This window comes from Mesorhizobium sp. WSM4849 (genome assembly GCF_055811385.1).
In genome coordinates this window covers 25,436-48,777 of the sequence record NZ_JBVVPW010000011.1, presented here as the reverse complement: position 1 = coordinate 48,777, position 23,342 = coordinate 25,436, and the positions used below count along the sequence as shown (strand labels likewise).

Sequence of the window (23,342 nt, the reverse complement as noted above, 5' to 3'; positions counted from 1 at the left end):
ACAGGCCCTGCCCGATCAGAGGCCGAGGCCGCCGATGCAGACATATTTGGTGTCGAGATAGTCCTCGATGCCCTGATGTCCGCCTTCCTTGCCGAGGCCCGATTCCTTGACGCCGCCGAACGGCGCCTCAGGCGTGGTGATGAGCCCTTCATTGACGCCGACCATGCCGTATTTCAGCCCTTCCATGACCCGGAAGGCGCGGCCGAGATCGCCGGTGTAGAAATAGCAGGCAAGGCCGAATTCGGTGTCGTTGGCGAGTGCCACGGCTTCCTCTTCGGTTTCGAACTTGAACACCGGCGCGACCGGGCCAAAGATCTCTTCCTTCATGAAGCGCATCTTCGGCGTCGCATCGGCGATCACCGTCGGCTGGAAGAACGAACCGCCGAGCGTATGGCGCTTGCCGCCGGCGACGACCTTGCCGCCCTTGGCGGTGGCATCGGCGATCAGTTCCTCAACCTTTTCCACAGCCTTCTCGTCGATCAACGGGCCCTGCTGCACGCCATCATCGAGGCCGGAGCCGACCTTCAGCCCGTTGCTGGCGGCGGCGAGCTTCTTGACGAACTTGTCGTAGATGCCGGCCTGAACCAGGAAGCGGTTGGTACAGACGCAGGTCTGGCCGGAATTGCGGTATTTGGCGGTGATCGCGCCGGCGACGGCACGCTCGATGTCGGCGTCGTCGAAGACGAGGAACGGGGCGTTGCCGCCGAGCTCCATCGACACCTTCTTGACGGTGACGGACGACTTCTGGATCAGGATCTTGCCGACCTCGGTCGAGCCGGTGAAGGTGATCTTCTTGACCAGCGGGTTGGCGCAGATCTCGTCGCCGATCTCGCCGGCGGCACCGGTCAGGATGTTGATGACGCCCTTGGGGAAGCCGACTTCCTCGGCGAGCGCGCCCCAGGCGAGGCCTGAATAGGGCGTCTGCGAGGCCGGCTTGACCACCGCGGTGCAGCCGGCGGCAAGTGCTGGGCCGAGCTTGCGGGCCAGCATCGAGGACGGGAAATTCCACGGCGTGATGGCGGCGATGACGCCAACCGGCTCCTTGGTCACCAGGATGCGGCGGTCCGCCCAGGGCGACGGCACGACATCGCCATAGGTGCGGCGGCCTTCTTCGGCGAACCACAGGATGTAGGACGCGGCCGAACCGATCTCGCCCTTCGATTCGAACAGCGACTTGCCCTGCTCGATGGTGAGCAGTTCGGCCAGCACATCCTGATTGTCCATCATTGCGTCATGCAGCTTGCGCAACAGCTTCGAACGCTCGAGCGCGGTGGTCTTGCGCCATGTCTTGAAGGCGGCGTCGGCGGCTTCGATGGCGCGGCGCGTCTCGACCTTGCCCGATTTCGGCACCGTGCCGATCTTGAGGCCGGTGGCCGGATTGTTGACGTCGACCGTCTGGCCGCTATCGGCCTGCACCCACTCGCCATTGATGAGATTGGCCTGGCGCATGAAATGGCTGGTTTTCTGAAGCATGGTCTAGCCTCCGTTCGGCGCGCTGACGGGCCGCTATCTGGATTTCTTTGACGGGCGTGCGCACTGGCATCGATGCCGGCACGCCTGGAGCCACTGCTCTTTACCTAGGGCAAGCCCCGCAATCAATCGCAAGATGGCATATAGGGTTTGGGCCAGCCAAAGCGAGGCCGATTTGCGCTTCTGATGTTGCTTGAGGGTGTGTTGAGGTTCAGGTCAGGCCGCGCCGAGAAGGGTGCGTTCCGAGAATCGGTACGGAGCGTAACGTTTGGGTAAAGGAGTACCGGAAGTACCAGGCCGTTCGCCGGCATTACCTGAATATCGACATGCCTATCCAAACACGTGGACCACCACAGTCAGCCAGAACGCCGTGGTGACGACCGCGCAGGCGGTGGCGATGGTCATCTGGTTCGATGCCAATGCCTGGCCGGTGTTGAACTGCGTGGCGATCAGGTAGGAATTGACCCCGGATGGCAGCGCGGCGGCCACGACCGCGACCTTCGCTGACAGCGGCGGCAGGCCGAACAGCCAGACCAGGCCGAGCGCGACGGCCGGCATCAGCAACAGCTTCAGCGCCGACAGGGCCAGCGCCGGCCGCACGTTGCCGGAGATGCCGAAACGGCACAGGCCAAGCCCCATGGCAAACAGCGCGACCGGTCCGGCGATGTTGGCCAGCGCATCGACCAGCCGGACGGCCAGCGCCGGCAGTGGCAGGCCGGTGATACGCCATACCCATCCGGCCAGGATGCCGATGATCAGCGGATTGGAGAGCAACTTTCGAAAGAAGCGCCGGATGATGCGCAGCGGATGCACATGCTCGTCACCGCGGCCAAAGATTTCAAACAGGATGATCGACGCCATGATCATCGTCGGCAGATGCACGGAAATCAGCAGCGACAGCACTTCGAACCCACTTGGCCCGAATGTGCCGAGGACGAACGGAATGCCGAGCAGGACGAGATTGGAAAAAGCCGACGACACACCGCCAACGACCCCCGCACGCGCGTCGCGCCCGAACACCCGCGTGATCACCAGATGGCCTGCGGCCCATGTGACTGCGGCCGCCGCGAAATAGGCTCCCCAGAACAACCAGGGCGCAGTGCCGTGGAAATCGGCGTTGACCATGGTGCGGAACAGAAGCAGCGGCATCGCCACCCCGACGGCGAATTCGGCGATGGCCTCGCCCGCCTCGGCCTTCAGATAGCCGGTGAGCCCGGCCAGATAGCCGAGCGCGACAAGGCCGAAGACAAAAAGGACGGTTTCGATGAGTGGAGACATTTTTCTCCTGATAGGCGAGCCGGCATTGCAGCGCAATCGCCCCGCCTTGCGAAGCGGCCTGCCCTCGCCAACAACCGGGCTTGGTCATGCCTTGTTTTTCAGCCGGCTTTGCCGTCCCTATATGCGGTCACCGGAACCCACCTCCGGTGACCGGAAAAGGACGCCTGATGCTTCGATCTGTGCTGGCTCTATTGCTGCTCGTCATTCCCGCCGCGGCCCATGCGACCGAAGCCGGCTGGGCGCTGTTGCGCGACGGCGGACATGTCGTGCTGCTTCGCCATGCCATGGTCACAGGCACCACCGATCCGGCGAATTTCGACATCGAGAAATGCGCGACCCAGGTCAATCTCTCGACGCGCGGCAAGCAGCAGGCACGCAAGATCGGCGCGCTGTTCGGCGCCCGGGCGGCGCCGATCGAGCGTGTGCTGTCCAGCCGCTATTGCCGCTGCCGCGACACCGCCCGCATCGCTTTCGAAGCAGAGCCCGAGCCCTTCGCCCCGCTTGACCTGCTGAAGACCGACGCGAGCGAGAAAGCCGCCCAGCTCGCTGCGGTCGTGAACGAGATCCGCGGCTATTCCGGCTCCGACAATCTGGTCATGGTCACCCATCTGGAAAACATAATGGCGCTCACCGGCATCTCGCCGCGCGAAGGCGAAGCCGTGATCGTCGAGCCGCAAGGCGACGGCCTGCGCGTGCTCGGCCGCGTCACCTTTTAATCTGCGCTGGAGCCGGTTGAAGCGCATTGGGTCACGGCTTCCCCTTCAATTTTCTCCGAAGGAAGGCGGAGAAGGGTCGAACCCGGTATTCCGCTTAGGGTACCAGCGCTAGATTTTCACCACTCGCGACGGCTTTCAGTTGCGAGCGTCGCTTGCTGGAGCTGCGTTAGTCAGGAGGAGGCTAATGGTATTTTTAATGGAACGCTAATATACATGGACGCTCGAACGAGCAGCGCCTGCCAAATACTTGAGGAATGCCATGCGAAGATTCATCGTCACGGCAATGTATATCGCCGCCGCAACAGCCGCTAACGCCCATGATTGGTACGAAGACAAGGTTGACCCGCAGACGAAATTCCGGTGTTGCGGTGGTTCTGATTGCCGTGCCATACCTCGGTCTTCGGTGCGGTCCAGGATCGACGGTGGTTACACTTACTTGCCGCATAATTTCAACATCCCACGGGACCGTGTGCAGGAATCCCCAGACGGCCAATACCATATCTGCGAGAATACCTATGTCGTAACCAATCAGCTGTATTGGCGCTGCTTTTTCGCACCTCGTGCCACGGTCTCTCTACTTCTCCCACGTTAAGGTAAATATTGCGCGTCGCTGCCGGGATCGACATCGGCAAGGTGCGCAGCTGTGGCAAATTCGGTCGCGCCGCCCGCTGCCCTGAACGGACGTTCGCGTTCGCTACACGGGAAAGCATTCTATAGCGGATTGTCCGGTCCTGGCGCACCTGGCTCGTTCCAGCAACCAATGCGGATGACGGCTAACTACCCGCTACCTAGCGTTAGATTTCGCACTTGCAGCCACGCATCGATACGGAGCTTCCATGCCTCGATCATGTGCGCGAACGCGTCCTCCGTCAGCTCGGACAGATACGATCTTCCTGCCGTGCTCAAGGCAGTGATAGTGTAGGCAATCGACGCCTCCGTGCCTCCGTCAGCGGTCGAGCGGCAGGCCACCTCGACAAATCCGAAACGCGAATCCGGCGTCACCCGGACATAGCGGATGCGATGCGCCACGGGGTCCCAGTCCGTGCAGGCCCAGAGCGTGGTCTCATCACCGTGAGCGGTCCTGAAGACCATGCCCTGGCGCGTCTCCCCGTCTTGTGGATGCAGAAATTCCGGATCCCAGCCGTCCACCCACAGGGTCTCCCCAGTCGGCGTGAACAGCGGAAAGACGCGGTCGACCGGCCCCGAAAGCACGATGCTATGAGTGCGCTCAAGATGGTTCGTCACTCGTCCTCCCCGCTCGTTTCCGAAAAACGGTGGCTGTCTGCCGCACTGAGCTCCAGCCCGTAGATGCGCTTCAATTGGCCGATTGTTTCCAGGGTCGCCGCGGAGAACGGCGTCTGGCCTTCGAAGGCATGCAGCACGATGCCCTCGATGAGGTCACCCAGGCTCATGTCGCGATGCTCGGCCAAGGCTTTGAGCACCTTCACCAATCGTTTTTCCAAGCGCACCCCGGTCTGCACGCGTTCTATCATTCTCACATTTTACCATGGTACGTTGGTACCAACAACCAGTTGCCCCGCGCCAATCGTAGGTGTTGCAAAAATACCACCGCTGAAAGAAGCCGCGTCCAGCCACGACTATGCCGCTTGCGACAACCGGTCGCAGCGGCTATAGGCGCGCTCCCGGTCACGAAAACCGAAGCGAGCACAAAGGTTGGAGCTTTTGCCTCCGCCCGCGCAGCCGGCATTGCCGCCCTGTGTACGGCGCCGTTTCGGGGATTGGGATCGCGGATGTAGCTCAGCGGAAGAGCGCCGGACTGGGTCCGGAGGTCGGGGGTTCAATTCCCTTCATCTGCACTTCGGATAGCTCAGTTGGTTAGAGCATCAGATCGATAATCTGACTGTCGAAGGTTCAAATCCTTCTCCATGGCCTCGAAAGCCAGCACCTTCAGGTGGTGTTATCTGAAACGGTCCGGGGACTGGAATGCGAAAGACCTGACGGACGGCCCACGCCCTGGGCGCGGGCCGGACCCGAAAGTCTGACGCCATCGGCTCGCGGCCAGGCCCGCGGTGACGATCAAGGCGCACCAATGCCGGCAAGCGAGGTCAAGGCCTCCGGCGCCCGCTTCGGTGCCTCGCGATCCGCTCCCGAAGGCCCGCCACGGGCGGATGCCACCGATCCCCCGATCATTCGTGCCCGGAGTGAAGCAAGAAGCGACGTGAAACGAGAAACGAAAGGACGATCGACGCATGATTTGACGCCTCGGGAGGGGCCATGCCCGACAGGAGTGAAGACCATGACGACCATTCTCGATAGGATTCTTGGGCGCGAGCGCGTCCTCGTAAGGGAAAACGAACGTGCCATCACGCTCTACAAGGGTGAGATCAAGGCTGTTCTGGTGCCGGGCGAGCATTGGCTCGCCAACCGGCGTCGGAGCCTTGAAGTGTCGCGGCACGATCTGAAGAACCCGGAATTCGTTTCGGCGTACGAGAAGGCGTTGTTCGACAAGCTCCCGGATGCGGCCGCGCGTCATTTCACCGTCGTTCGCACCGGGCGCACGGAAGTTGCAGTCATCGAGCGTGACGGCGGCCTCCATGCCGTTCTGGCGCCGGACCGCAAGCTCGTCCTGTGGACGGATGCCGGACCGTGGAAGGTGACGGTGATCGATACGGCCACTGACCTCGCGATCGATCCGGCTGTGATGCGCCGGCTCGGCCAGGCCCGAAAGGCGGAGCTGATGTCCGTCCATCCGGTCGTGGACGGGCAGGCCGGACTGCTGTTCGTCGACGGCGCTCTCGTGCGGACGCTGACGGCGGGCGTGCACGGCTTCTGGAACGTCGGGCGCATAGTGCAGATCAAGGTCGTCGACCTCAAGCGCCAGTCGCTCGACGTCGCCGGGCAGGAAGTGCTGACCAAGGATCGTGTCACGGTCCGCGTCAACATCGCGGCCGAATACCGTGTCGTCGATGCGGTGCAGGCGGTGAGTGCTGTGAAGGACTTCTCCGAAGCCCTCTACCGCGCCCTGCAATACACCTTCCGCAAGACGCTTGGCGCGCTGACGCTCGATCAGATCCTCGAAAAGAAGGTGACGGTCGATGAGGAAGCCGCCGGGAAGGTCCGTGCCGACATGGCCGAGATCGGGATCGAGGTCAGCGATATCACCCTCAAGGATGTCATCCTGCCGGGCGAGATGCGCGAGATCCTCAACCAGGTGGTGTCGGCCGAGAAGCAGGCCGAGGCCAACGTCATCCGCCGTCGCGAGGAGACGAACGCCACGCGTTCGCTGCTCAACACGGCCAAGGTGATGGCCGAGAACCCGGTGATGCTGCGGCTGAAGGAGCTCGAAGCTCTGGAAACCATCGCCGGCAAGGTCGAGCGGCTGACCGTCCACAACGGAACGGGCGGGCTGCTGAACGACCTGGTCAAGCTCCGCGACAGCTGAGCGGAAGCAACATCATGGGAAGGGCCGCCGGGCCAACTGGCGGCTCTTCTTGCGTTTACGAAGTGGGTATCCCATCTGCGCCCGGCGTTCAGGTCTTTTCCTGCCCGGAAAAACCGATTAGACAGCGCCCAAACACATGCGGACAGATTCCGCCCGCAACCGAAGGAAAAGCCCTTGTCCACCACGTTCGACAAAGTCGCCAAGATCATCGCCGACACCAGTGAGATCGATATCGACACGATCACCCCTGAAAGCCACACCATCGACGATCTCGGCATCGACAGCCTCGACTTCCTCGACATCGTCTTTGCCATCGACAAGGAATTCGGCATCAAGGTGCCGCTGGAAAAGTGGACGCAAGAGGTCAATGACGGCAAGGCCTCGACCGACGAATACTTCGTCATGAAGAACCTGTGCGCCAAGATCGACGCACTGGTCATGGCCAAGAACGCCTAAAATGGTTCGTTTTCAAGCCTGACCCACAACAGCCGCCCATGAACGCCCACGACGTCATCATATCAGGCATCGGCCTTGTCTCTTCGCTGGGAGAAGGCCCGGATGCGCATTGGCGCAAACTCGTCCAGCCCGGCCTGGAACCGGTGCTCGAAGCCGCGCGCTTCTCGCCCTACACCGTCCACCCGCTGCCGGAGATCGACTGGAACCTGCAGATCGCCAAGCGCGGCGACCAGCGGCAGATGGAAACCTGGCAGCGGCTCGGCACCTACGCCGCCGGCATGGCGCTGGACGACGCCGGCATCAAGGGCAATGACGAACTCTGCACGACCATGGACATGGTGGTGGCTGCCGGCGGCGGCGAGCGCGACGAGGCGGTCGACGCCGATATTCTCGCCGCCTCGGAAAGCCGCAACGACCGCGACGTGCTGCTCAACGAGAAACTGACAACCGAATTGCGGCCGACGCTGTTTCTGGCGCAGCTTTCCAACCTGCTCGCCGGCAACATCTCGATCGTCCACAAGGTGACCGGCTCGTCGCGCACCTTCATGGGCGAGGAAGGTGCCGGCGTCGCCGCCGTCGAGACGGCCGCCGCGCGCATCCGCTCCGGCCAGTCGACGCATATCCTGATCGGCGGCGCCTTCCAGACCGAACATTCCGACATGCTGCTTGGCTATGAATTGGCCGGCTACCTGCATCGCGGCCCCTGGAGACCGGTCTGGCAAAGACAGGGCCTGGACGGCGGCGGCGTGGTGACCGGATCCGGCGGCGCGTTTCTCGTCCTGGAACAGCGCGAACATGCGATCAGCCGCGGGCGAAAGATCTATGCCGAACTCGGCCCAGTCATATCCGGACGCGCAAAACGCCGGCAGGGCGAACTCGATGGCGAGATTGCCGCGCTGCTCAGGCAGGCGGCATTGCCGAACGGCGAGTTGCTGACGATTTCAGGCGCTTCAGGTGCCCATGCCGCTACTGCTGCCGAGAAATCGGCGCTCGACGCCAATCCGGCGATTGCAGCACGCGGCTTTTCGACGCTGACCGGCCACATGAAGGAAGCGCAGTTTCCCTTCGCCGTGGCGCTGGCGGCACTGGCTGTCGAACGCAGGGCCGCCTACCCGGCTTTTGACGCCGCCACCGAGAAGCCGTTCAACGGCATTCCCAGGACCGTGCTTGCAACGGCGATCGGCTATCACCAATTCGAGGGTATGGCGTTGGTCAACGCCGCCTAGAGGGTGTCAGGATAAAAATATGGCCAATCTGAACGACCACATGGGCAGGCCGATCGTCGCCGTCACCGGTATCGGCGTGGTGACGTCGCTGGGCGTCGGCAAGGCCGACAATTGGGCAGCGCTCACCGCGGGCAAGTCCGGCATCCATCCGATCACCCGCTTTCCGGTTGACCATCTGAACACCCGCATCTCCGGCATGGTCGATTTCCTGCCGTCGAGCTCAAAGGGCGCCAGCCTCCTTACCTACGATCTCGCCGAGATCGCCGCGCAGGAAGCCGTGACCGAAGCCGGCCTTGATTCGGGCGATTTCGGCGGGCCGCTTTTCCTCGCCTCGCCGCCGGTCGAACTCGACTGGAGCGAGCGCTTTTCGCTGTACAATTCCGACAAGCACGACATCGGCGCCGAACGGCTGCTTCGCGTGGCGCGCGGCTTGAAGGGACTCGATGTCTTCGAGACCACCCAGTTCGGTTCGATCGCCGACCGGCTCGCCGACCGTTTCGGGACGCGCGGGCTGCCGATCACGCTGTCGACGGCCTGCGCCTCGGGCGCCACCTCGATCCAGCTCGGCGTGGAGGCGATCCGCCGCGGCGAATGCGACCGGGCGCTGTCGATCGGCGCCGACGGCTCGGCAACCGCCGAGGCGCTGATCCGTTTCTCGCTGCTTTCAGCGCTTTCCACGCACAACGACATCCCCGAAAAGGCGTCGAAGCCGTTCTCCAAGGATCGCGACGGCTTCGTGCTGGCCGAAGGCTCGGGCGCGCTTGTGCTGGAATCGCTGGAGGCCGCATTGGCCCGCGGCGCGACCATTCTCGGCATCCTGCGCGGCTGCGGCGAGAAGGCCGACGATTTCCACCGCACCCGCTCGAAGCCGGACGGCTCACCGGCGATCGCGGCGGTTCGCGCCGCCCTCGCCGATGCCGGCTTGGGCGAGGACGAGATCGATTATGTCAACGCCCACGGCACCTCGACGCCGGAAAACGACAAGATGGAGCATCTGTCGCTGTCGACCGTCTTCGGCGAGCGGATCGGCTCGATGCCGATCTCGTCGAACAAGTCGATGATCGGCCACACGCTGTCGGCGGCCGGCGCCGTCGAAGCCGCGTTTTCGCTGATGACCATGCGCGAAAGCGTCATCCCGCCGACCATCAATTACGACAATCCCGATCCGGCGATCGTGCTCGACGTGGTGCCGAACCAGAAGCGCAACGCCGAGGTCGGCACGGTGCTGTCGAACTCCTTCGGCTTCGGCGGCCAGAACACCTGCCTTGTCATGGCGCGGGAACCGGTCTAATGCATGTCGCCCAAAAGTGCGAAGCGGTTTTGGGACAACGACATGCATAAAAAACAAAAACTTAAAGCGCGTCGGCCGAATCCTTTTCAACGCGGCGCGCTTTAAGCGAGCCTTTTCCCGCTCAACAGAACCGACAGGCTCCATGCGCGCATTGCAACTTATCGAGGACCGCCGCCTTGAAACGGTGGACCTGCCGCTTCCGCCGCAGCCTGCGCTGGGCGAAGTGACGCTGCGCATCAAGGCCGTGGCGCTTAATCATATCGACGTCTGGGGCTGGCGCGGCATGGCCTTCGCCAAGCGCAAGCTGCCGCTGGTCGTCGGCGCCGAAGCTTCAGGCGAGGTTGAGGCGGTCGGCCCCGGCGTCTCCAGCCTTGTGCCCGGGCAGCTTGTGTCGATCTACGGCGCGCGCACCTGCGGGCTTTGCCGCGCCTGCCGCGAAGACCGCGACAACCTTTGCGAGCATGTCTCGGGCGTACACGGCTTCCATCTCGACGGCTTTGCTCAAGAGAAGATAAACCTTCCGGCGCGCCTGCTGGTCCCTGCCCCGCCCGGCGTGACGGACATCGGCGCCGCCGTCGCGCCCGTCACCTTCGGTACGGTCGAACACATGCTGTTCGACAATGCCAGGTTGCAGCCCGGCGAAACCATCCTGATCCATGCCGGCGGCTCGGGCATCGGCTCCGCCGCGATCCAGTTGGCGAAGAAAATGGGCTGCACCGTAATCACCACGGTCGGCTCGAACGACAAGATTGACAGGGCGAAGGCGCTTGGCGCCGACCATGTCATCAACTATCGCGAGGACCGTTTCGAAGGCGTCGTGCGCAAGCTGACGAAGAAGAAGGGCGTCGACGTCGTCTTCGAGCATGTCGGCGCCGACACCTTTGCCGCCTCGATGCTGTGCCTGAAACGCGGTGGCCGCCTGGTGACCTGCGGCTCGACCTCGGGCGTGTCGACACAGATCAATCTGATGCAATTGTTCCAGCAGCAATTGAAGCTGCTCGGCTCCTTCGGCTGCCGCATGCAAAACATGGCCGACGCCATGCAGAAAATGGCGGCGGGGCTGGTTTCTCCGGTCATCGACACCGAAGTCGGCTTCGACGGCATCGACGCCGCGCTGAAGCGCATGGAAGGCCGTGACGTGTTCGGCAAGATCATCCTGCGCATCGGCTGAACATAATGTTGCTGTCTAAAAACATCACGGTCTAGGAATGGTCGGCAACGCCTTCAAGAAGCTCCGCCGGGACTTGGCGTTCCGCCACGGCAGGCGGCTGCGCCAATTCAACTACTGGTTGCTTGCGCGCGTCGCGATGACGATAATTTGGCTGCTGCGTCTGCTGCCGGTCGACAGCGCGCTCAATTTCGCCGACCGCGCCGCCCGTCGCATTGGCCCGTGGGTGGGACGCCACAACGTCGCCATCGCCAATCTGCGCAACGCCTATCCGGAAAAGAGCGACCGCGAGATCCAGGCCATTGCGTCCGACATGTGGGGCAACATGGCTCGGCTCGCCGCGGAATACATCTTTCTCGACGCCCTGTTCGACTACGATCCCGCCGCGACGAAACCGGGCCGCATCGAGGTCAAGGGGATCGAGCACTTCGTGCATATTGCCGAGGAACAGAAGCCGCATATCATCTTCACCGGGCATCTCGGCAATTTCGAACTGCTTCCGGTCGCGGCAGCCACTTTCGGCATGAACATCACGGCGCTGTTTCGCCCGCCCAACAACCCCTATCTTGCCGACTACATCCTCTCGACTCGCCGCTCGACCATGGGATCGCTTCTGCCCTCCTCCACCGGCGCTTCGTTCGCGCTGGCGGCAATCCTGGAGAAAGGCGGCAATATCGGCGTGCTAGTCGACCAGAAATTCTCGAGCGGGCTCGAAACGACATACTTCGGCCGCCCATGCGAGAGCAACCGGGTTCTGGGCACCCTGGCGCGGCACTATGACTGCGATGTCTATCCGGCCCGCTGCGTGCGCTTGCCGGGCAACCGCTTCCGGCTCGAGATCGAGGACAAACTGACCTTGCCGCGCACCGCCGGCGGCAGTGTCGACGTCCATGCCACCACCCAGCTGCTCAACGACGTGGTCGAGCGCTGGGTGCGCGAGGATCCCGGCCAGTGGATGTGGTTCCACAAAAGGTGGGAGATCAGCGGCCCGCGCAGGAAGCGTCAACGGGCGAGACAGCGCGGCGAAGCCGCCTGAGCGGCAGGACAATGGGAGGCAGCGCAAGCGCGAATCGATTGCCCTGCAACCGTGGGTAGTCTCGGCTTGACAGGTGACGGCAGTTATGCTAGGAATTTAAGTACAATATTGATCTGCGCCCGCCCACTGAGGCGGGGTTTTTTGTTTCGGTCGAATCGCTCGACCGCCAGAGGGTCTATCGAGATTGGTACCGGAAAGCCGCGACAAAGGCGCCAAAGGCGGGCGATTGATTGCGCCGGCTCGGGTAGTAGAGATGATATCCCTGGAAGGTCGGACACCAGTCGGCAAGGACTTCCTGGAGCTGACCACTGTCGACATATGATTGAACAAGATCCTTCGGTGCATAGGCCAAACCGATGCCGTCGAGCGCCGCGTCAAGCGCCGGCGCGATATTGTTCAAAGTCAGCTGGCCGTCCACACGGACGCTGAATTCGAGTCCGTTCTTCCTGAATTCCCAGGCATACAACCCGCCTGAGGTGGGAAGCCGCAGATTGATGCAGTTGTGGTCGGTCAAGGCCTGAGGGCTCTTCGGCGCGGCCCGACGAGCGAAATAATCGGGTGAGCCGACGACGGAATAGCCGACATCAGGACCAATGCGAACCGCCACCATGTCGCGGGCGATTGCCTCGCCAAGTCGAACACCGGCATCGAACCGACGCTCGACGATGTTGGTGAAGCCGTTGTCGACAATGAGCTCCACGTTGATGTCCGGGAAGTCTCGCATGAAGGCTGGCAGCCTGGGGCGAAAGACGAGATTGACGGCATCATCGGGGCACACGATGCGGACCTGGCCCGAGGGTTTGCCGCGCAGCGCGCTGATCGCGCTGATCCCGGCGGCAATGCTCTCGAAATGCGGCTCGATGCTTTCGACGAGGCGTTCTCCGGCCGCCGTGGGCGCCACATCGCGGGTCGTGCGAGAGAGGAGACGGACGCCAAGCCGCTCCTCCATTGCCCTGATCGTATGACTGAGGGCCGATCGGGTGACGCCCAACTTGGCGGCCGCTCGCGTAAAGCTCCGCTCCCGAGCGACCTCAAGAAACGCTCGCATCTCACTGAACTCGTCGCGGGGCATTGGTGAGCTCCATTCACTACGACATGCAGATTATAGCTGCTAGTCGGACAAGACCAGTCTGGCTACCTAGTCTGGCAAACGGACAGGAGCGTACGGCATGGCCATCGAACTGACACTGGATGACATCCCTTCGGCCGAAAGGGCGGCGACTCCATGGGCTGCGGTCACCTGCCTCTCGCTTTTGACCTTTCTCCTGGTCGGCCTGGAGTTCATGCCGGTGAGCCTGTTGACTCCGATTGCGCAGGACCTGGCCATCTCGGAAGGCCGAGCCGGACAGGCGATCGCCGTGTCGGGGCTCTTTGCCGTGATCACCAGTCTGTTCGGCAACTCGCTCCTGGCCGAGCTCGACCGGAGAACGGTCGTCCTGCTTTACACGGCAGTGCTGGTCGCATCGAGTTTGGCTGTTGCCCTCGCTCCCAACTTCTTCGTTTTTCTGGCCGGACGGGCTCTGGTCGGGATCGCGGTCGGCGGCTTCTGGTCGCTCTCCACGGCCATTTTGGCGCGCCTGGCCTCGGGTTCCGACCTGCCCAAGGCCATCGCCCTGCTGCAGGGCGGGACAGCATTCGCGATCGTCATCGCCGCGCCGTTCGGAAGCTTCCTCGGCGAGCTGATCGGGTGGCGGGGCACCTTCTTCGTCACAGTCCCAATCGGCCTCGCGGCGCTCATCTGGCAATTCGCCGTTCTGCCGAAGATGCCGCCGATGGAAGCCGCTTCGGCGTCCGGCATGTTCCGTCTGCTGCGCAATCGGACCTTCGCCATCGGCATGGCCGCGACCGGCCTCGCCTTCATCGGAATGAATTCGCTGTCGATCTACCTGCGTCCTTTCCTCGAAAGTGTCACGGGCCTCGACGTGAACGTCTTGTCGGTGGTGCTCCTTGGCCTGGGGTTGGGCGGCTTGGCCGGGCTGTTCATCGCCGGCTTCGTTCTCCGGCGGAACCTCACCGCCGTGCTGGTCGGGCTGCCGAGCGCGCTTGTGCTCCTCGCCCTGCTCCTGATCGCAGCGGGACCGGTCCTTTGGGCCACGGCCGCCCTTCTGGTTCTTTGGGGGCTGTTCAACACCCCGATTCCAGCGGCGTGGGGTACATGGATGGCTCAGATCATTCCCGACGACCTCGAAGCTGGAGGCGGGTTGCAGGTCGCATTGATCCAGTTCGCCATCGCCGGCGGCGCTTCCGCGGGCGGCATGCTGTTCGACACTGCCGGCTGGTGGAGCGCTTTCCTGCTCGCCGCAGCCCTGCTCGCGGGCTCAGCCGTGCTCGCCGCTGCCGCCAGCCCTCGCGCATAGTCCCGACTAACGCCCCTAGGAGCTCATCATGTGCGAGGCGCAGCCATAACGAGGGTATCGCCGCATCTCGCCTATTATGGTCCGGTCGAGATCGATGAGGAGAAAAGCACCTTCACAATCACTGTTGAGTCGTCCCTGGTGCGCGATCTCATCGGACAGGAATTGGAGCGGGTGTTCGAGGTCACCGGAGATCAGCTGGTGATCATCCCGGTCGATCCCGAGGAAGGCTGGCGCGTCACTCACGAGCGCTTGTGATCGCATCGCCCCGCGAACGCGGGGCCCACTCTCCACCGCTTCGAAGGAGCGCACGGTCTAGCGGATGGATGATCTCGCTGCTTGGTCAGCATGGCGTGAGACAGGTTTCGCGACACGGCTCCGTAATTGCCCGCTCTCCACCGCGTTTAGCCACATTTCTGCGACGCCACGAGAAAAGCGATCCTGATCGGTCAAAGCCTCGCCTCATCGGCCGTAAGTGCGTGCTCTCGCGTGCCGGAGACGATGATCTCCAGGACCTCATGCTCGTCGGTGTTTTTGATGTAGCGATCGCCGACGTTCTCGCCGCGCTTAAGCACCATCACGCGGTCGCCCACAGCGAAGATGTCAACAAGGCGGTGGGAGATGATGATCTGGGCAACGCCCTGCTTCTTCAGTTCCAGCATGGTTTCGAGCAGCCGCTCGGTCGCCATCACCGAGAGATTGGCAGTCGGCTCGTCGAGTATCACCACGCGCGGCTGAAAGGAGATAGCGCGGGCAATCGCCACCGATTGCTGGCGGCCGCCCGAAAGGCTCTCGACCTTTTGATAGACGGAGTTCACGTCGACCTTGAGCCGCTTCAGCACACTGTCGGCTTCCGCGTACATTTTCCGCCGATTGACGAAAAGGCCCCTGCGCGGCCAACGGCCAAGAAAGATGTTCTGACCGACATCCATATTCCCGCAAAGAGCGAAATCCTGGTAGATCATCTCGATGCCGGCGTCGCGGCTTTCGTGCGGGCTCTTGAAGTGCACCGGCTGCCCGGCGACGAAGACCTCGCCGGCGTCGCGCTGGTAGGCGCCGGTCAGGATCTTCATCAGCGTCGATTTGCCGGCCGAGTTGTCGCCGACGAGGCCCAGGATTTCGCCGGGATAGAGCACGAGGTCGACGTTGCGGAGCGCCTGCACCGCACCGAAGGCTTTTTCGATGCCCCGCATTTCTACGATCGGTGCAGGCGTGGTCGGGTCAAGCATGGGTGGTCTCCGCCGTTCTTATGCGCCGCGCGAGGCGCGCCCGCAGGCGGCCGAAGATGTTGGCCTGGCGCACCCAGATGTCGATCAGCACCGCCACAATCAGGATGCCGCCGATGAAGACGTTGATCCAGTGCTGCGGCATCGTGAAACCCTGAACGTTGAGCTGCAGCAGCGCCCGAATCAGGGTGATCACCGCCGCCCCGGCGAGCGCCCCGATCACGGTGCCGTAGCCGCCGAAGATCGAACCGCCGCCGATGATCACCGAAGCGATGGCGTCGAGCTCGCGGAACTGGCCGGCTACCGGGTTGAAGCTGCGGAAGTAGGCGACGTTGATGATCCCGGCCATTGTCGCGCAGAGCGCCGCCAGAATAAGCGCGAGAAAACGCACCCGGTTGGTATTGATTCCGGCATAAGCGGCGGCGCGAATATTGCCGCCGGTCGCATAGACCTTCTGCCCGAACGGCATGTAGGCGAGCACGACGCCGGCGATGAGGGCGACGAACAGCATCCAGATGGTCTGGACGCTCACCACCTCAGCGATCGAGCGCAGCAGCCCGTCCGGCAGCGAGATGCGGTAGTGCAGCAGGATGTCGTTCACCTTGCGGCCAAGCAGGTTGTAGCCCTCGGGCCAGCCGGTGAGCTGCTGCCCGGCGACGAACCAGGCGGCGAGGCCGCGGGCGATGTAGAACATGCCGAGCGTGGCGATGAAGGCCGGCAGCTTGAAGCCGACGGTGACGATCGCGTTGACGAGGCCGGCGCACATGCCCGCGAGCAGGCCCATTGCCACGGCGGTCACGGGGTCGGCGCCAAGGACCTTGAGGAAATAGGCGGCGGTGCTGCCGGCGAGAGCGAGCACCGCCCCGACGGAGAGATCGATATCGCCGGCGGCGATGACGTAGGTGAGTCCGATGGTGATCAGCGCAAGCTCGGTGTAGTTGAGCAAGATCGCGAAGCTGTTGGACAGGTTCCACCAGTAGTCCGGCCGGAGCGCGAGGCCGGTCAGCCACAGGACCGCGGTCAGGATGATGGCGAGCGCGTCGCGCCGGGCGAGGAACTTGCCGAACCCGGTGGCCGACAACGCCATGTCGGTCGCCATCGCGCCCTTGGTCTGCACCCCCTCGATCGCGATGCCGCCGATCTCGTAGGCCGGTGGCGGCGGCCGGTCGCGGAGCCAGGCCCAGAGGCGCCCTGCCACCTGGCGGCGGATGAGATAGGGCTCGATGAGCACCGCGACGACGAGCAGCAGCCCGAGGAACACCGGCACCGCGCCGACCGGTAGCGAGAAAACGGCATTGACCGTGATCTCCTCGTCGCCGATCTTGATGATGCGCGTGATCGGCCAGCCCTCGCGCAATACCTTGTCGAGCAGCACCACCAGCAGGGCGCCAAGGCAGGATCCGGCGACCCGGCCGCGGCCGCCGAGGATCGAGGCGCCGCCGATGATCACGGCGGCAATGACGGTCAGCTCACCGCTGACGCCGTAGAGGGGCGTCACGCCCTTGTCCTGGGCAGCTGACATCAAACCGGCCAGCGCCGCGCAGAGCGAGGAGATCAGGAAGGCTCGGATGCGCACCCAGTTGGTCGGGATGCCGGCATAGGACGCCGCCTGCTCGTTGCCGCCGGTGGCGAAGGTCTCGTAGCCCCAGCGCGTCTTGGCAAGCACATAGGCGCCGATCACGGCGACAATGAGGAAGATCACGATCTGGTTGTTGAAGCCGAGGAGGTTGGTCTCGCCGAGGTGAAAAAAACCCGGATAGCCGGTCGCCTTGGCAGGGTAGTAGATCGCCTGGCCGTGAGTGAGCGCCAGCACGAAGCCGCGGCCGATGAAGAGGACGGTCAGCGTGGCGATGAACGCCGGCACCTTGAGGATGGTGACGAGCACGCCGTTGATCAGCCCGATCAGCGTGCCGAGCAGCAGGCAGAGGATCGCCGACGTGACGACGCCGAGGTCAAGGAAGTTCGGCGCGAACAGCCTGGCAAAGACGACGGCGACTAGGCCGTAAGTTGAACCGACCGAAAGATCGAGGTCCTTGTTGACGATGACGAAGGTCACTCCGACCGCGATGATGGCAACCCGCGAGGTGTCGCGGAGCAGCGAGTGAAACGCTCCTGTTGACCCGAAGAACGCGGGATTGACGAGAGCGCCGCCGAGATAGAGCAGCAAAAGCAAGGCAACGAGCCCCACCTCCCAGCCGCCGACAATCTGGGACGGCGCACGGCCGAGCGATGTGGTCGCGGTAAGCGCCATGGTCTCTTCTGGTCGATTTCCTGCTGCCGCATTGCGGGAGAGCCTGCGCCCTCCCGCAATGATTTCAGACGTTCCGAGTGGACTCAGTTCTCGAAGCGCTTGCCGACGTCCTCGACGGTCTCCTTCGTCACCAGTTGGGCGCGTGTGTCGAGGTTGGCCGCCGCGATGCCGCGATCGATCTCCAGATAGAGTTGCATGACCGGCCAGAAGCCCTGCAAGAAGGGCTGCTGCCCGAGCGCGCCGGTCAGATCGCCGCTCTTCATCGCATCCTGCTGGGCCGGGCCGAGGTCGAAACCGTAGGCGCAGATCTTGCCGGTCATTCCGGTCTGAGCGACGGCCTTGGCAAGCGCCGGCGTGAACACGTTGTTGCCGGCGAACGCGCCAACGACATCGCCGCGCGATTCGAACAGCGTCACGATGCCGTTCACCGGATCATTCGGATTGGTGTCTATACCGGTGTTCTCCGGACCCGCGTCGACCTTGAAGGCATCAAGCTTGCCGGCATCCCTCAAGCCCTTGACGATGGCGTTGAAAGCCGAAGTGACGCGATTGTTCACCTCGATGTTGCCCATTGCGGTCGACGACGGCAGGACGATCGAACCCTTCTCGATACCCTTGTCCGCGAGGCACTTGACGAGCGCCTCGCCGGCGATTGCGGCAGCGGAGGCGTCCTGGCCAGTGTGGCCGATGCCGCTGCGGTTGAGGATCGTGCCGTCAAAGGAATTGGTCGTAGCGACCGGTATGCCCTTCGCCTCGGCGGCCTTGACGATGTCGTTGTAGGCGCCGACCTGGGGCGTTGTCATGATCAGCCCGTCGATCGTCGGATCCTGCACGATCTGGTTCAGGATTTCGATCTCGCGGGCAGGGTCGTCGGTCGGCGATTCCGAGCCGAGCAGCAGGACCTTGGCGCCGATCAGGTTGCCGGCGACGGTCGCGCCGACGTAGACCGGATCGAAGAAGCCATTGCCGGCAGTGTGTGTCACGATAGCGAAAGTGAGGTGACCATCGGCCGAATGGAAGTCCTTGGTACCGGGGGCCTCCTTTGCGGCTTCTTCGAAGCTGTAGCCGCCGACCGCCTTATCGACGCCGCCCGATTGTGCGTAGGCGTTCGATACGCCGAGCGATAACGCCGCGGCACACGCCGCGAGCGAGAAAATACGTTTCATGATTTTCCTCCCTTGCAACCAACGGTCGGAAGCCGTTCGGGCGCATTTATTCAGGATTCCGAATGCTTCCTCCCACCCCGTATATTCTGCCCAAAGCCTGCCCACGTAAATAGTGCTAGCGCGACTCGGTGTCAGACAGACGAGGAGACTTGGTGTATTATGATCCCTACCTGGGCCGCATTTCAAAAGGGAGCGACACAGAGAGCACCAAGAATAAAGTTTCACAAACGCGTAGGGAGGATACCGCGATGAATCTGCGACCAGACCCCACATTCTATGCGTCACCGAAGCTGGCTATGGAAGGGCCGCCGGAAACTCTGGCCTACACGTTGATGCTTAGCCCGGACTTCTCGCAACCCGACGGCCTGGCTGTGGTGAATGTCGATCCAAATTCGCCGGAGTTCGGCAAGATCGTCCACACTGTGATCATGCCAAACAAGGGCGATGAGTTTCATCACTTCGGCTGGAATGCGTGTTCTTCGGCGCTATCACCACTGACTGGCCACGCCTTTTTGGAGCGTCGTTATCTGATCATTCCGGGGATGCGTTCGTCGCGCATCTACATAATTGATGTGAAGGGCGGGCCGACGGCCGCCAAGATTCACAAGATCATCGAACCCGCAGAAGTCTTTGCCAAGACGGGCTATTCCCGCCCGCATACGATCCACTGCGGACCCGAGGGCATCTATGTCTCGACCCTGGGCGGCGGCGGCAAGGACGGTACCGACGGTCCTCCGGGCATCTTCATCATGGATTGCCAGACCTTCGATGTCATTGGCCGCTATGAGATAGATCGTGGCGCCCAGGACAAGCACTACGATTTCTGGTGGAACCTGCCGCGCGACTACATGGTCAGTTCCGAATGGGCCCTGCCGCCGCAGTTCGAAAACGGCATCGTCCCGGAGGATCTACTGTCCAACAAGTACGGCCACCGCATGCATTTCTGGGATCTGCGTGCGCGTAAGAACATTCAGACGATCGATCTGGGCGCCAATCACCAAATGGCGCTCGAAATCCGCCCGGCGCATGATCCAGTCCAGCAATACGGCTTCTGCGGCGTTGTGGTCGATACCACCAATCTCGAAGGCTCGATCTGGACTTGGTGGCGCGACGCAGATGGCAAGTTCCAGGCCAAGAAGACGGCGATCATCCCGCCTCAACCGGCCAATGCCGACGATCTGCCGGATCTTCTGAAGGGTTTCTCGGCGGTGCCCCCGCTGGTCACCGACATCGACCTCAGCCTCGACGACAAATATCTCTACGTGGCTTGTTGGGGTATGGGTGAAATGCATCAATACGATGTCAGCGACCCGATGAAGCCGGTTCTGGCGGGCAAGGTCGAACTGGGTGGGATCGTCAAGAAGACCAAGCACCCCTGTGGCAAGGTCTTCGGCTATGGGCCACAGATGGTCGAGATTAGCCGCGACGGCAAGCGTGTCTATTGGACCAATTCGCTCTATTCGACCTGGGACGATCAGTTCTATCCCGGTGAGCGCGGCGGGGCGATGGTGAAGGCCGATGTTGGCGCCAATGGTGGCCTGACGCTCGACACCAACTTCTTCGTCGAGTTCCCCAAAGGCTATCGAACGCACCAGATCCGACTTGAAGGCGGCGACTGCTCTACCGACAGTTTCTGCTACCCATCGGTCTAGGTGTCGCCCGAACTCCTTTCGACCACAGCCGGCCTCTGGTTTGCTGTGGTCGCCAGCGGGATTTACCATGGCGTAAACCCGGGTATGGGCTGGCCGCTTGCTGTTTCGGCCGCCCTGATGGAACGGCGGGCCTATGCACTGCCGGGCGCACTCCTGGCGCTGGCGTTCGGGCATCTTGTCGCCATGACGGTGGTCCTCTTGCCCTTCGCGCTGATGACCGTGCTGGTTGATTGGCAAACCGAGATCCGCGTTGGCGCAGGTCTAATTGTCGTCGCGCTCGGAGTCTGGCTGCTCTTCAACCGGCGGCATCCTAGATTTCTGGCGCGCGTGCCGCCGTCGCGACTGGCGCTCTGGTCCTTTCTGGTCGCCGTCGCGCATGGCGCCGGCCTGATGCTGGTGCCGATCTACCTCGGCCTGTGCGGCGTCGTTGAAACGGATGCTGGGCACCGTGCCGCGACCGCCCTCATTGCACGAACTGCAGCGCTCTCGATCGGCGTGGCAGCGGTCCACACCGGCGCGATGATCACTGCGGGCGGCGCTTTGGCCTTCGGCGTCTATCGGTGGCTGGGATTAAGGTTTCTTTCGAAAAGCTGGTTTGATCTAGATGTGATCTGGGCGCTAAGCCTAGTTCTGGTCGGGACGATCGGCGTGTTTTCCGCGCTCTAGTTGGTCACCACGATCCGCGTGTTGCGGAAGCCGGCTTGCCGCACCATCGAATAGAAGGCGGCGGCATTGGCCGGGTGCAGCCGCACGCAGCCATGCGACGCCGGGCGCCCGAGAGATTTTACCGCGCCGGTGCCATGGATGGCGTAGCCGCCGCGGTAGAATACCGAATGAGGCATCGGCGACATGTCGTATTTGCGCGAATACCACATCCGTGCCGTTCGTTGCGGCCGGTAGCTGCCGCGCGGCGTGATATAGCCTTTGCGCGCCGTGGATACGCGCCATCGGTAAACCGCCTGACCGTATCTTACAGTCATCGTCTGCGATGACACGTCGATCCTTGCAACCAGCTTGGCTGCCCAGCCCTCGACCGAAGAACCGAGCAGCATCGTTGCCAGTGCCGCTGCCATGAGAACGGTTTTTTTCATGCGATCAACCCCCCTTTGACTGCCCTTGCCTGCTTGCCTTCACGCAATTCTTCATCTTTTTAATCGCAAGTGAATGAGGTAACCACACACCTCTGATGAATTCACCAATCCAAAGCAGCGAATTTGAACGATTTCCCGCGATAGTTGCCGTGACGACACGTAACCACGTAACTAAGGCGCGACCCGCCAACAGGCTTGCCAAAGCGCATCATTGGCTGCTCAATTCGCCGAATGAACGAAATGAATGAACGGCTCCTGAAAGCGGTCGGTGATCGGGTCGACGACCTGGTCGCGTTGACCGCGGACCTGATTCGCTTTCCGACCATCAATCCGCCCGGCGAAGCCTATCGGCCATGCGCCGAATACGTCGGAGCGCGGCTGAAGAAGCGCGGTTTCGAAGTCGAATTCATCCGCGCCGAAGGCACGCCCGGTGACACCGACCGCTACCCGCGCGTCAATGTCGTCGCCCGCTTCGATGGCCGCTCGCCCGGCGTCTGTTTGCATTTCAACTCGCATATCGACGTGGTCGAAGCCGGCGACGGCTGGAGCCTCGATCCCTTCGCCGGCATTGTCAGGGATGGCAAGGTCTATGGCCGCGGCGCCTGCGACATGAAGGGCGGCCTGGCCTCGTCGATCATCGCCGCCGAGGCCTTCATGGAGGTCTTCCCCGATTTTCCGGGCGCCATCGAAATATCGGGCACGGTCGACGAGGAGTCCGGCGGCTTCGGCGGCGTCGCCCATCTGGCAAAGCTCGGCTATTTCTCCAAGCCGAAGGTCGACCACGTCGTCATCCCCGAGCCGTTGAACAAGGACCGCATCTGCCTTGGCCATCGCGGCGTCTGGTGGGCGGAGATCGAGACCAAGGGGGAGATTGCGCACGGCTCGATGCCGTTCCTCGGCGACAACGCGGTGCGCCATATGGGTGCCGTGCTAAAGGCCTTCGAGGACGAGCTGTTTCCGGCGCTCGACCGCAAGGTCACGCGCATGCCGGTCGTGCCCGACGGGGCCAAGCGCTCGACCATGAACATCAACTCGATCCACGGCGGCCAGACCGAGGATTTCCGGCCTGGCCTGCCCTCGCCCAACGTCCCCGATTCCTGCCGGCTGACCATCGACCGCCGCTTCCTGCTCGAAGAGGACCTCGGCACGGTCAAAAGCGAGGTGACCGATATCCTCGACCGGCTGAAGCGCGAGCGCAAGAAATTCGACTACGAGATCCGCGATCTCATGGAGGTGCTGCCGCTGATGACCGAGCGCGATGCGCCGGTGGTCAAGGCGGTGGCGCAAGGCATCATGGAGATATTCGACCGCGAGCCCGACTATGTGATTTCGCCCGGCACCTACGACCAGAAGCACATTGCAGGCATCGGTCACATCTACGACTGCATCGCCTATGGCCCGGGCATTCTCGACCTCGCCCACAGGCCCGACGAATGGGTGGGGATATCAGACATGGTCGAATCGGCCAAGGTGATGGCGATCGGGCTCAACGTGCTGCTTAGGGGCGCGGGCGCTCGGTAGTCGGTGATGGGCGAAAAAACATTCCTGCCGGCGCTGC

General features: G+C 62.7%; 21 protein-coding genes and 1 tRNA gene. 13 read left to right on the top strand and 9 right to left on the bottom strand.

What is annotated here, in order from left to right; translation table 11 throughout:
• Positions 1 to 15: 15 nt before the first annotated feature.
• Complete coding sequence (locus tag AC0L3L_RS14175; protein ID WP_473638037.1) at positions 16 to 1,473, bottom strand: NAD-dependent succinate-semialdehyde dehydrogenase; 1,458 nt, start codon at positions 1,471 to 1,473, stop codon at positions 16 to 18.
• 327 nt (positions 1,474 to 1,800) lie between these two features.
• On the bottom strand, positions 1,801 to 2,748 hold the full coding sequence (locus AC0L3L_RS14170; protein ID WP_473638036.1) for an AEC family transporter: 948 nt from the start codon (positions 2,746 to 2,748) through the stop codon (positions 1,801 to 1,803).
• 167 nt (positions 2,749 to 2,915) lie between these two features.
• Between AC0L3L_RS14170 and AC0L3L_RS14165 the strand changes: the two genes are divergently transcribed.
• The gene (locus tag AC0L3L_RS14165; RefSeq protein ID WP_473638035.1) at positions 2,916 to 3,464 is read left to right on the top strand and encodes a histidine phosphatase family protein; all 549 of its coding nucleotides are present in this window, start codon (positions 2,916 to 2,918) and stop codon (positions 3,462 to 3,464) included.
• Positions 3,465 to 4,241: 777 nt separating this feature from the next.
• On the opposite strand, the gene AC0L3L_RS14160 is transcribed toward AC0L3L_RS14165, so the two are convergent.
• Together AC0L3L_RS14160 and AC0L3L_RS14155 are read right to left on the bottom strand one after the other, a co-directional pair.
• Complete coding sequence (locus AC0L3L_RS14160; RefSeq protein ID WP_473638034.1) at positions 4,242 to 4,709, bottom strand: hypothetical protein; 468 nt, start codon at positions 4,707 to 4,709, stop codon at positions 4,242 to 4,244.
• Positions 4,706 to 4,945, bottom strand: a complete 240-nt coding sequence (locus tag AC0L3L_RS14155) for a hypothetical protein (protein WP_473638033.1) — start codon at positions 4,943 to 4,945, stop codon at positions 4,706 to 4,708. Before AC0L3L_RS14155 ends, AC0L3L_RS14160 begins: the two co-directional genes overlap by 4 nt.
• 266 nt (positions 4,946 to 5,211) lie before the next feature.
• Here AC0L3L_RS14155 and AC0L3L_RS14150 point away from each other — a divergent pair.
• The 7 genes from AC0L3L_RS14150 (at position 5,212) to AC0L3L_RS14120 (ending at position 12,044) form a co-directional block, all read left to right on the top strand.
• Positions 5,212 to 5,281: transfer RNA gene (locus AC0L3L_RS14150), tRNA-Pro, on the top strand.
• A gap of 440 nt (positions 5,282 to 5,721) precedes the next feature.
• Positions 5,722 to 6,867 carry a slipin family protein gene (locus AC0L3L_RS14145; RefSeq protein ID WP_473638032.1) on the top strand — a complete coding sequence of 382 codons (1,146 nt, stop codon included), beginning with the start codon at positions 5,722 to 5,724 and terminating at the stop codon, positions 6,865 to 6,867.
• A 174-nt stretch (positions 6,868 to 7,041) separates the two neighbouring features.
• Positions 7,042 to 7,323: an acyl carrier protein gene (locus AC0L3L_RS14140; protein WP_123150518.1), complete on the top strand. Its 282-nt coding sequence runs from the start codon at positions 7,042 to 7,044 to the stop codon at positions 7,321 to 7,323.
• Positions 7,324 to 7,361: 38 nt separating this feature from the next.
• On the top strand, positions 7,362 to 8,549 hold the full coding sequence (locus AC0L3L_RS14135) for a beta-ketoacyl-ACP synthase (protein WP_473638031.1): 1,188 nt from the start codon (positions 7,362 to 7,364) through the stop codon (positions 8,547 to 8,549).
• A 19-nt stretch (positions 8,550 to 8,568) separates the two neighbouring features.
• Positions 8,569 to 9,840 (top strand): beta-ketoacyl-ACP synthase, encoded by a 1,272-nt coding sequence (locus AC0L3L_RS14130; RefSeq protein WP_473638030.1) that lies wholly within the window; start codon positions 8,569 to 8,571, stop codon positions 9,838 to 9,840.
• Positions 9,841 to 9,982: 142 nt separating this feature from the next.
• A complete protein-coding gene (locus AC0L3L_RS14125) occupies positions 9,983 to 11,011 on the top strand; it encodes a zinc-binding dehydrogenase (protein ID WP_473638029.1) in 1,029 nt (342 codons plus the stop codon).
• Between the two features lie 37 nt (positions 11,012 to 11,048).
• Complete coding sequence (locus AC0L3L_RS14120) at positions 11,049 to 12,044, top strand: lipid A biosynthesis lauroyl acyltransferase (protein ID WP_473638028.1); 996 nt, start codon at positions 11,049 to 11,051, stop codon at positions 12,042 to 12,044.
• 175 nt (positions 12,045 to 12,219) lie between these two features.
• Here the strand turns inward: AC0L3L_RS14120 and AC0L3L_RS14115 are convergent, their stop codons facing one another.
• Complete coding sequence (locus tag AC0L3L_RS14115) at positions 12,220 to 13,116, bottom strand: LysR family transcriptional regulator (RefSeq protein WP_473638027.1); 897 nt, start codon at positions 13,114 to 13,116, stop codon at positions 12,220 to 12,222.
• Between the two features lie 97 nt (positions 13,117 to 13,213).
• On the opposite strand from AC0L3L_RS14115, the gene AC0L3L_RS14110 reads away from it, so the two are divergent.
• Together AC0L3L_RS14110 and AC0L3L_RS14105 are read left to right on the top strand one after the other, a co-directional pair.
• The gene (locus AC0L3L_RS14110) at positions 13,214 to 14,401 is read left to right on the top strand and encodes an MFS transporter (protein ID WP_473638026.1); all 1,188 of its coding nucleotides are present in this window, start codon (positions 13,214 to 13,216) and stop codon (positions 14,399 to 14,401) included.
• 30 nt (positions 14,402 to 14,431) lie between these two features.
• Positions 14,432 to 14,656 (top strand): hypothetical protein, encoded by a 225-nt coding sequence (locus AC0L3L_RS14105; RefSeq protein ID WP_473638025.1) that lies wholly within the window; start codon positions 14,432 to 14,434, stop codon positions 14,654 to 14,656.
• A 191-nt stretch (positions 14,657 to 14,847) separates the two neighbouring features.
• On the opposite strand, the gene AC0L3L_RS14100 is transcribed toward AC0L3L_RS14105, so the two are convergent.
• From AC0L3L_RS14100 to AC0L3L_RS14090, 3 genes are all read right to left on the bottom strand, one after another.
• The gene (locus AC0L3L_RS14100) at positions 14,848 to 15,627 is read right to left on the bottom strand and encodes an ATP-binding cassette domain-containing protein (RefSeq protein ID WP_473638024.1); all 780 of its coding nucleotides are present in this window, start codon (positions 15,625 to 15,627) and stop codon (positions 14,848 to 14,850) included.
• On the bottom strand, positions 15,620 to 17,875 hold the full coding sequence (locus AC0L3L_RS14095; protein WP_473638023.1) for an ABC transporter permease: 2,256 nt from the start codon (positions 17,873 to 17,875) through the stop codon (positions 15,620 to 15,622). Before AC0L3L_RS14095 ends, AC0L3L_RS14100 begins: the two co-directional genes overlap by 8 nt.
• A gap of 83 nt (positions 17,876 to 17,958) precedes the next feature.
• Positions 17,959 to 19,041 carry a substrate-binding domain-containing protein gene (locus tag AC0L3L_RS14090; RefSeq protein WP_287187388.1) on the bottom strand — a complete coding sequence of 361 codons (1,083 nt, stop codon included), beginning with the start codon at positions 19,039 to 19,041 and terminating at the stop codon, positions 17,959 to 17,961.
• Between the two features lie 248 nt (positions 19,042 to 19,289).
• On the opposite strand from AC0L3L_RS14090, the gene AC0L3L_RS14085 reads away from it, so the two are divergent.
• Both AC0L3L_RS14085 and AC0L3L_RS14080 read left to right on the top strand, forming a co-directional pair.
• Positions 19,290 to 20,693, top strand: a complete 1,404-nt coding sequence (locus AC0L3L_RS14085; RefSeq protein ID WP_473486559.1) for a selenium-binding protein SBP56-related protein — start codon at positions 19,290 to 19,292, stop codon at positions 20,691 to 20,693.
• On the top strand, positions 20,694 to 21,359 hold the full coding sequence (locus AC0L3L_RS14080; protein WP_473486560.1) for a hypothetical protein: 666 nt from the start codon (positions 20,694 to 20,696) through the stop codon (positions 21,357 to 21,359).
• Here the strand turns inward: AC0L3L_RS14080 and AC0L3L_RS14075 are convergent.
• Positions 21,356 to 21,784 (bottom strand): L,D-transpeptidase, encoded by a 429-nt coding sequence (locus AC0L3L_RS14075; RefSeq protein WP_473638022.1) that lies wholly within the window; start codon positions 21,782 to 21,784, stop codon positions 21,356 to 21,358. The two genes, AC0L3L_RS14080 and AC0L3L_RS14075, sit on opposite strands and share 4 nt — an antisense overlap.
• Positions 21,785 to 22,024: 240 nt before the next feature.
• On the opposite strand from AC0L3L_RS14075, the gene AC0L3L_RS14070 reads away from it, so the two are divergent.
• Positions 22,025 to 23,305 carry an acetylornithine deacetylase/succinyl-diaminopimelate desuccinylase family protein gene (locus tag AC0L3L_RS14070; RefSeq protein WP_473638021.1) on the top strand — a complete coding sequence of 427 codons (1,281 nt, stop codon included), beginning with the start codon at positions 22,025 to 22,027 and terminating at the stop codon, positions 23,303 to 23,305.
• Positions 23,306 to 23,342: the final 37 nt, after the last annotated feature.

Excerpts from the sequence above, each read along its gene's own strand:
- AC0L3L_RS14175 (WP_473638037.1), bottom strand. The coding sequence starts at position 1,473 with ATGCTTCAGAAAACCAGCCATTTCATGCGCCAGGCCAATCTCATCAAT.
- AC0L3L_RS14170 (WP_473638036.1), bottom strand. The coding sequence starts at position 2,748 with ATGTCTCCACTCATCGAAACCGTCCTTTTTGTCTTCGGCCTTGTCGCG.
- AC0L3L_RS14165 (WP_473638035.1), top strand. The coding sequence starts at position 2,916 with ATGCTTCGATCTGTGCTGGCTCTATTGCTGCTCGTCATTCCCGCCGCG.
- AC0L3L_RS14145 (WP_473638032.1), top strand. The coding sequence starts at position 5,722 with ATGACGACCATTCTCGATAGGATTCTTGGGCGCGAGCGCGTCCTCGTA.
- AC0L3L_RS14135 (WP_473638031.1), top strand. The coding sequence starts at position 7,362 with ATGAACGCCCACGACGTCATCATATCAGGCATCGGCCTTGTCTCTTCG.
- AC0L3L_RS14130 (WP_473638030.1), top strand. The coding sequence starts at position 8,569 with ATGGCCAATCTGAACGACCACATGGGCAGGCCGATCGTCGCCGTCACC.
- AC0L3L_RS14125 (WP_473638029.1), top strand. The coding sequence starts at position 9,983 with ATGCGCGCATTGCAACTTATCGAGGACCGCCGCCTTGAAACGGTGGAC.
- AC0L3L_RS14120 (WP_473638028.1), top strand. The coding sequence starts at position 11,049 with ATGGTCGGCAACGCCTTCAAGAAGCTCCGCCGGGACTTGGCGTTCCGC.
- AC0L3L_RS14115 (WP_473638027.1), bottom strand. The coding sequence starts at position 13,116 with ATGCCCCGCGACGAGTTCAGTGAGATGCGAGCGTTTCTTGAGGTCGCT.
- AC0L3L_RS14110 (WP_473638026.1), top strand. The coding sequence starts at position 13,214 with ATGGCCATCGAACTGACACTGGATGACATCCCTTCGGCCGAAAGGGCG.
- AC0L3L_RS14100 (WP_473638024.1), bottom strand. The coding sequence starts at position 15,627 with ATGCTTGACCCGACCACGCCTGCACCGATCGTAGAAATGCGGGGCATC.
- AC0L3L_RS14095 (WP_473638023.1), bottom strand. The coding sequence starts at position 17,875 with ATGGCGCTTACCGCGACCACATCGCTCGGCCGTGCGCCGTCCCAGATT.
- AC0L3L_RS14090 (WP_287187388.1), bottom strand. The coding sequence starts at position 19,041 with ATGAAACGTATTTTCTCGCTCGCGGCGTGTGCCGCGGCGTTATCGCTC.
- AC0L3L_RS14085 (WP_473486559.1), top strand. The coding sequence starts at position 19,290 with ATGAATCTGCGACCAGACCCCACATTCTATGCGTCACCGAAGCTGGCT.
- AC0L3L_RS14075 (WP_473638022.1), bottom strand. The coding sequence starts at position 21,784 with ATGAAAAAAACCGTTCTCATGGCAGCGGCACTGGCAACGATGCTGCTC.
- AC0L3L_RS14070 (WP_473638021.1), top strand. The coding sequence starts at position 22,025 with ATGAATGAACGGCTCCTGAAAGCGGTCGGTGATCGGGTCGACGACCTG.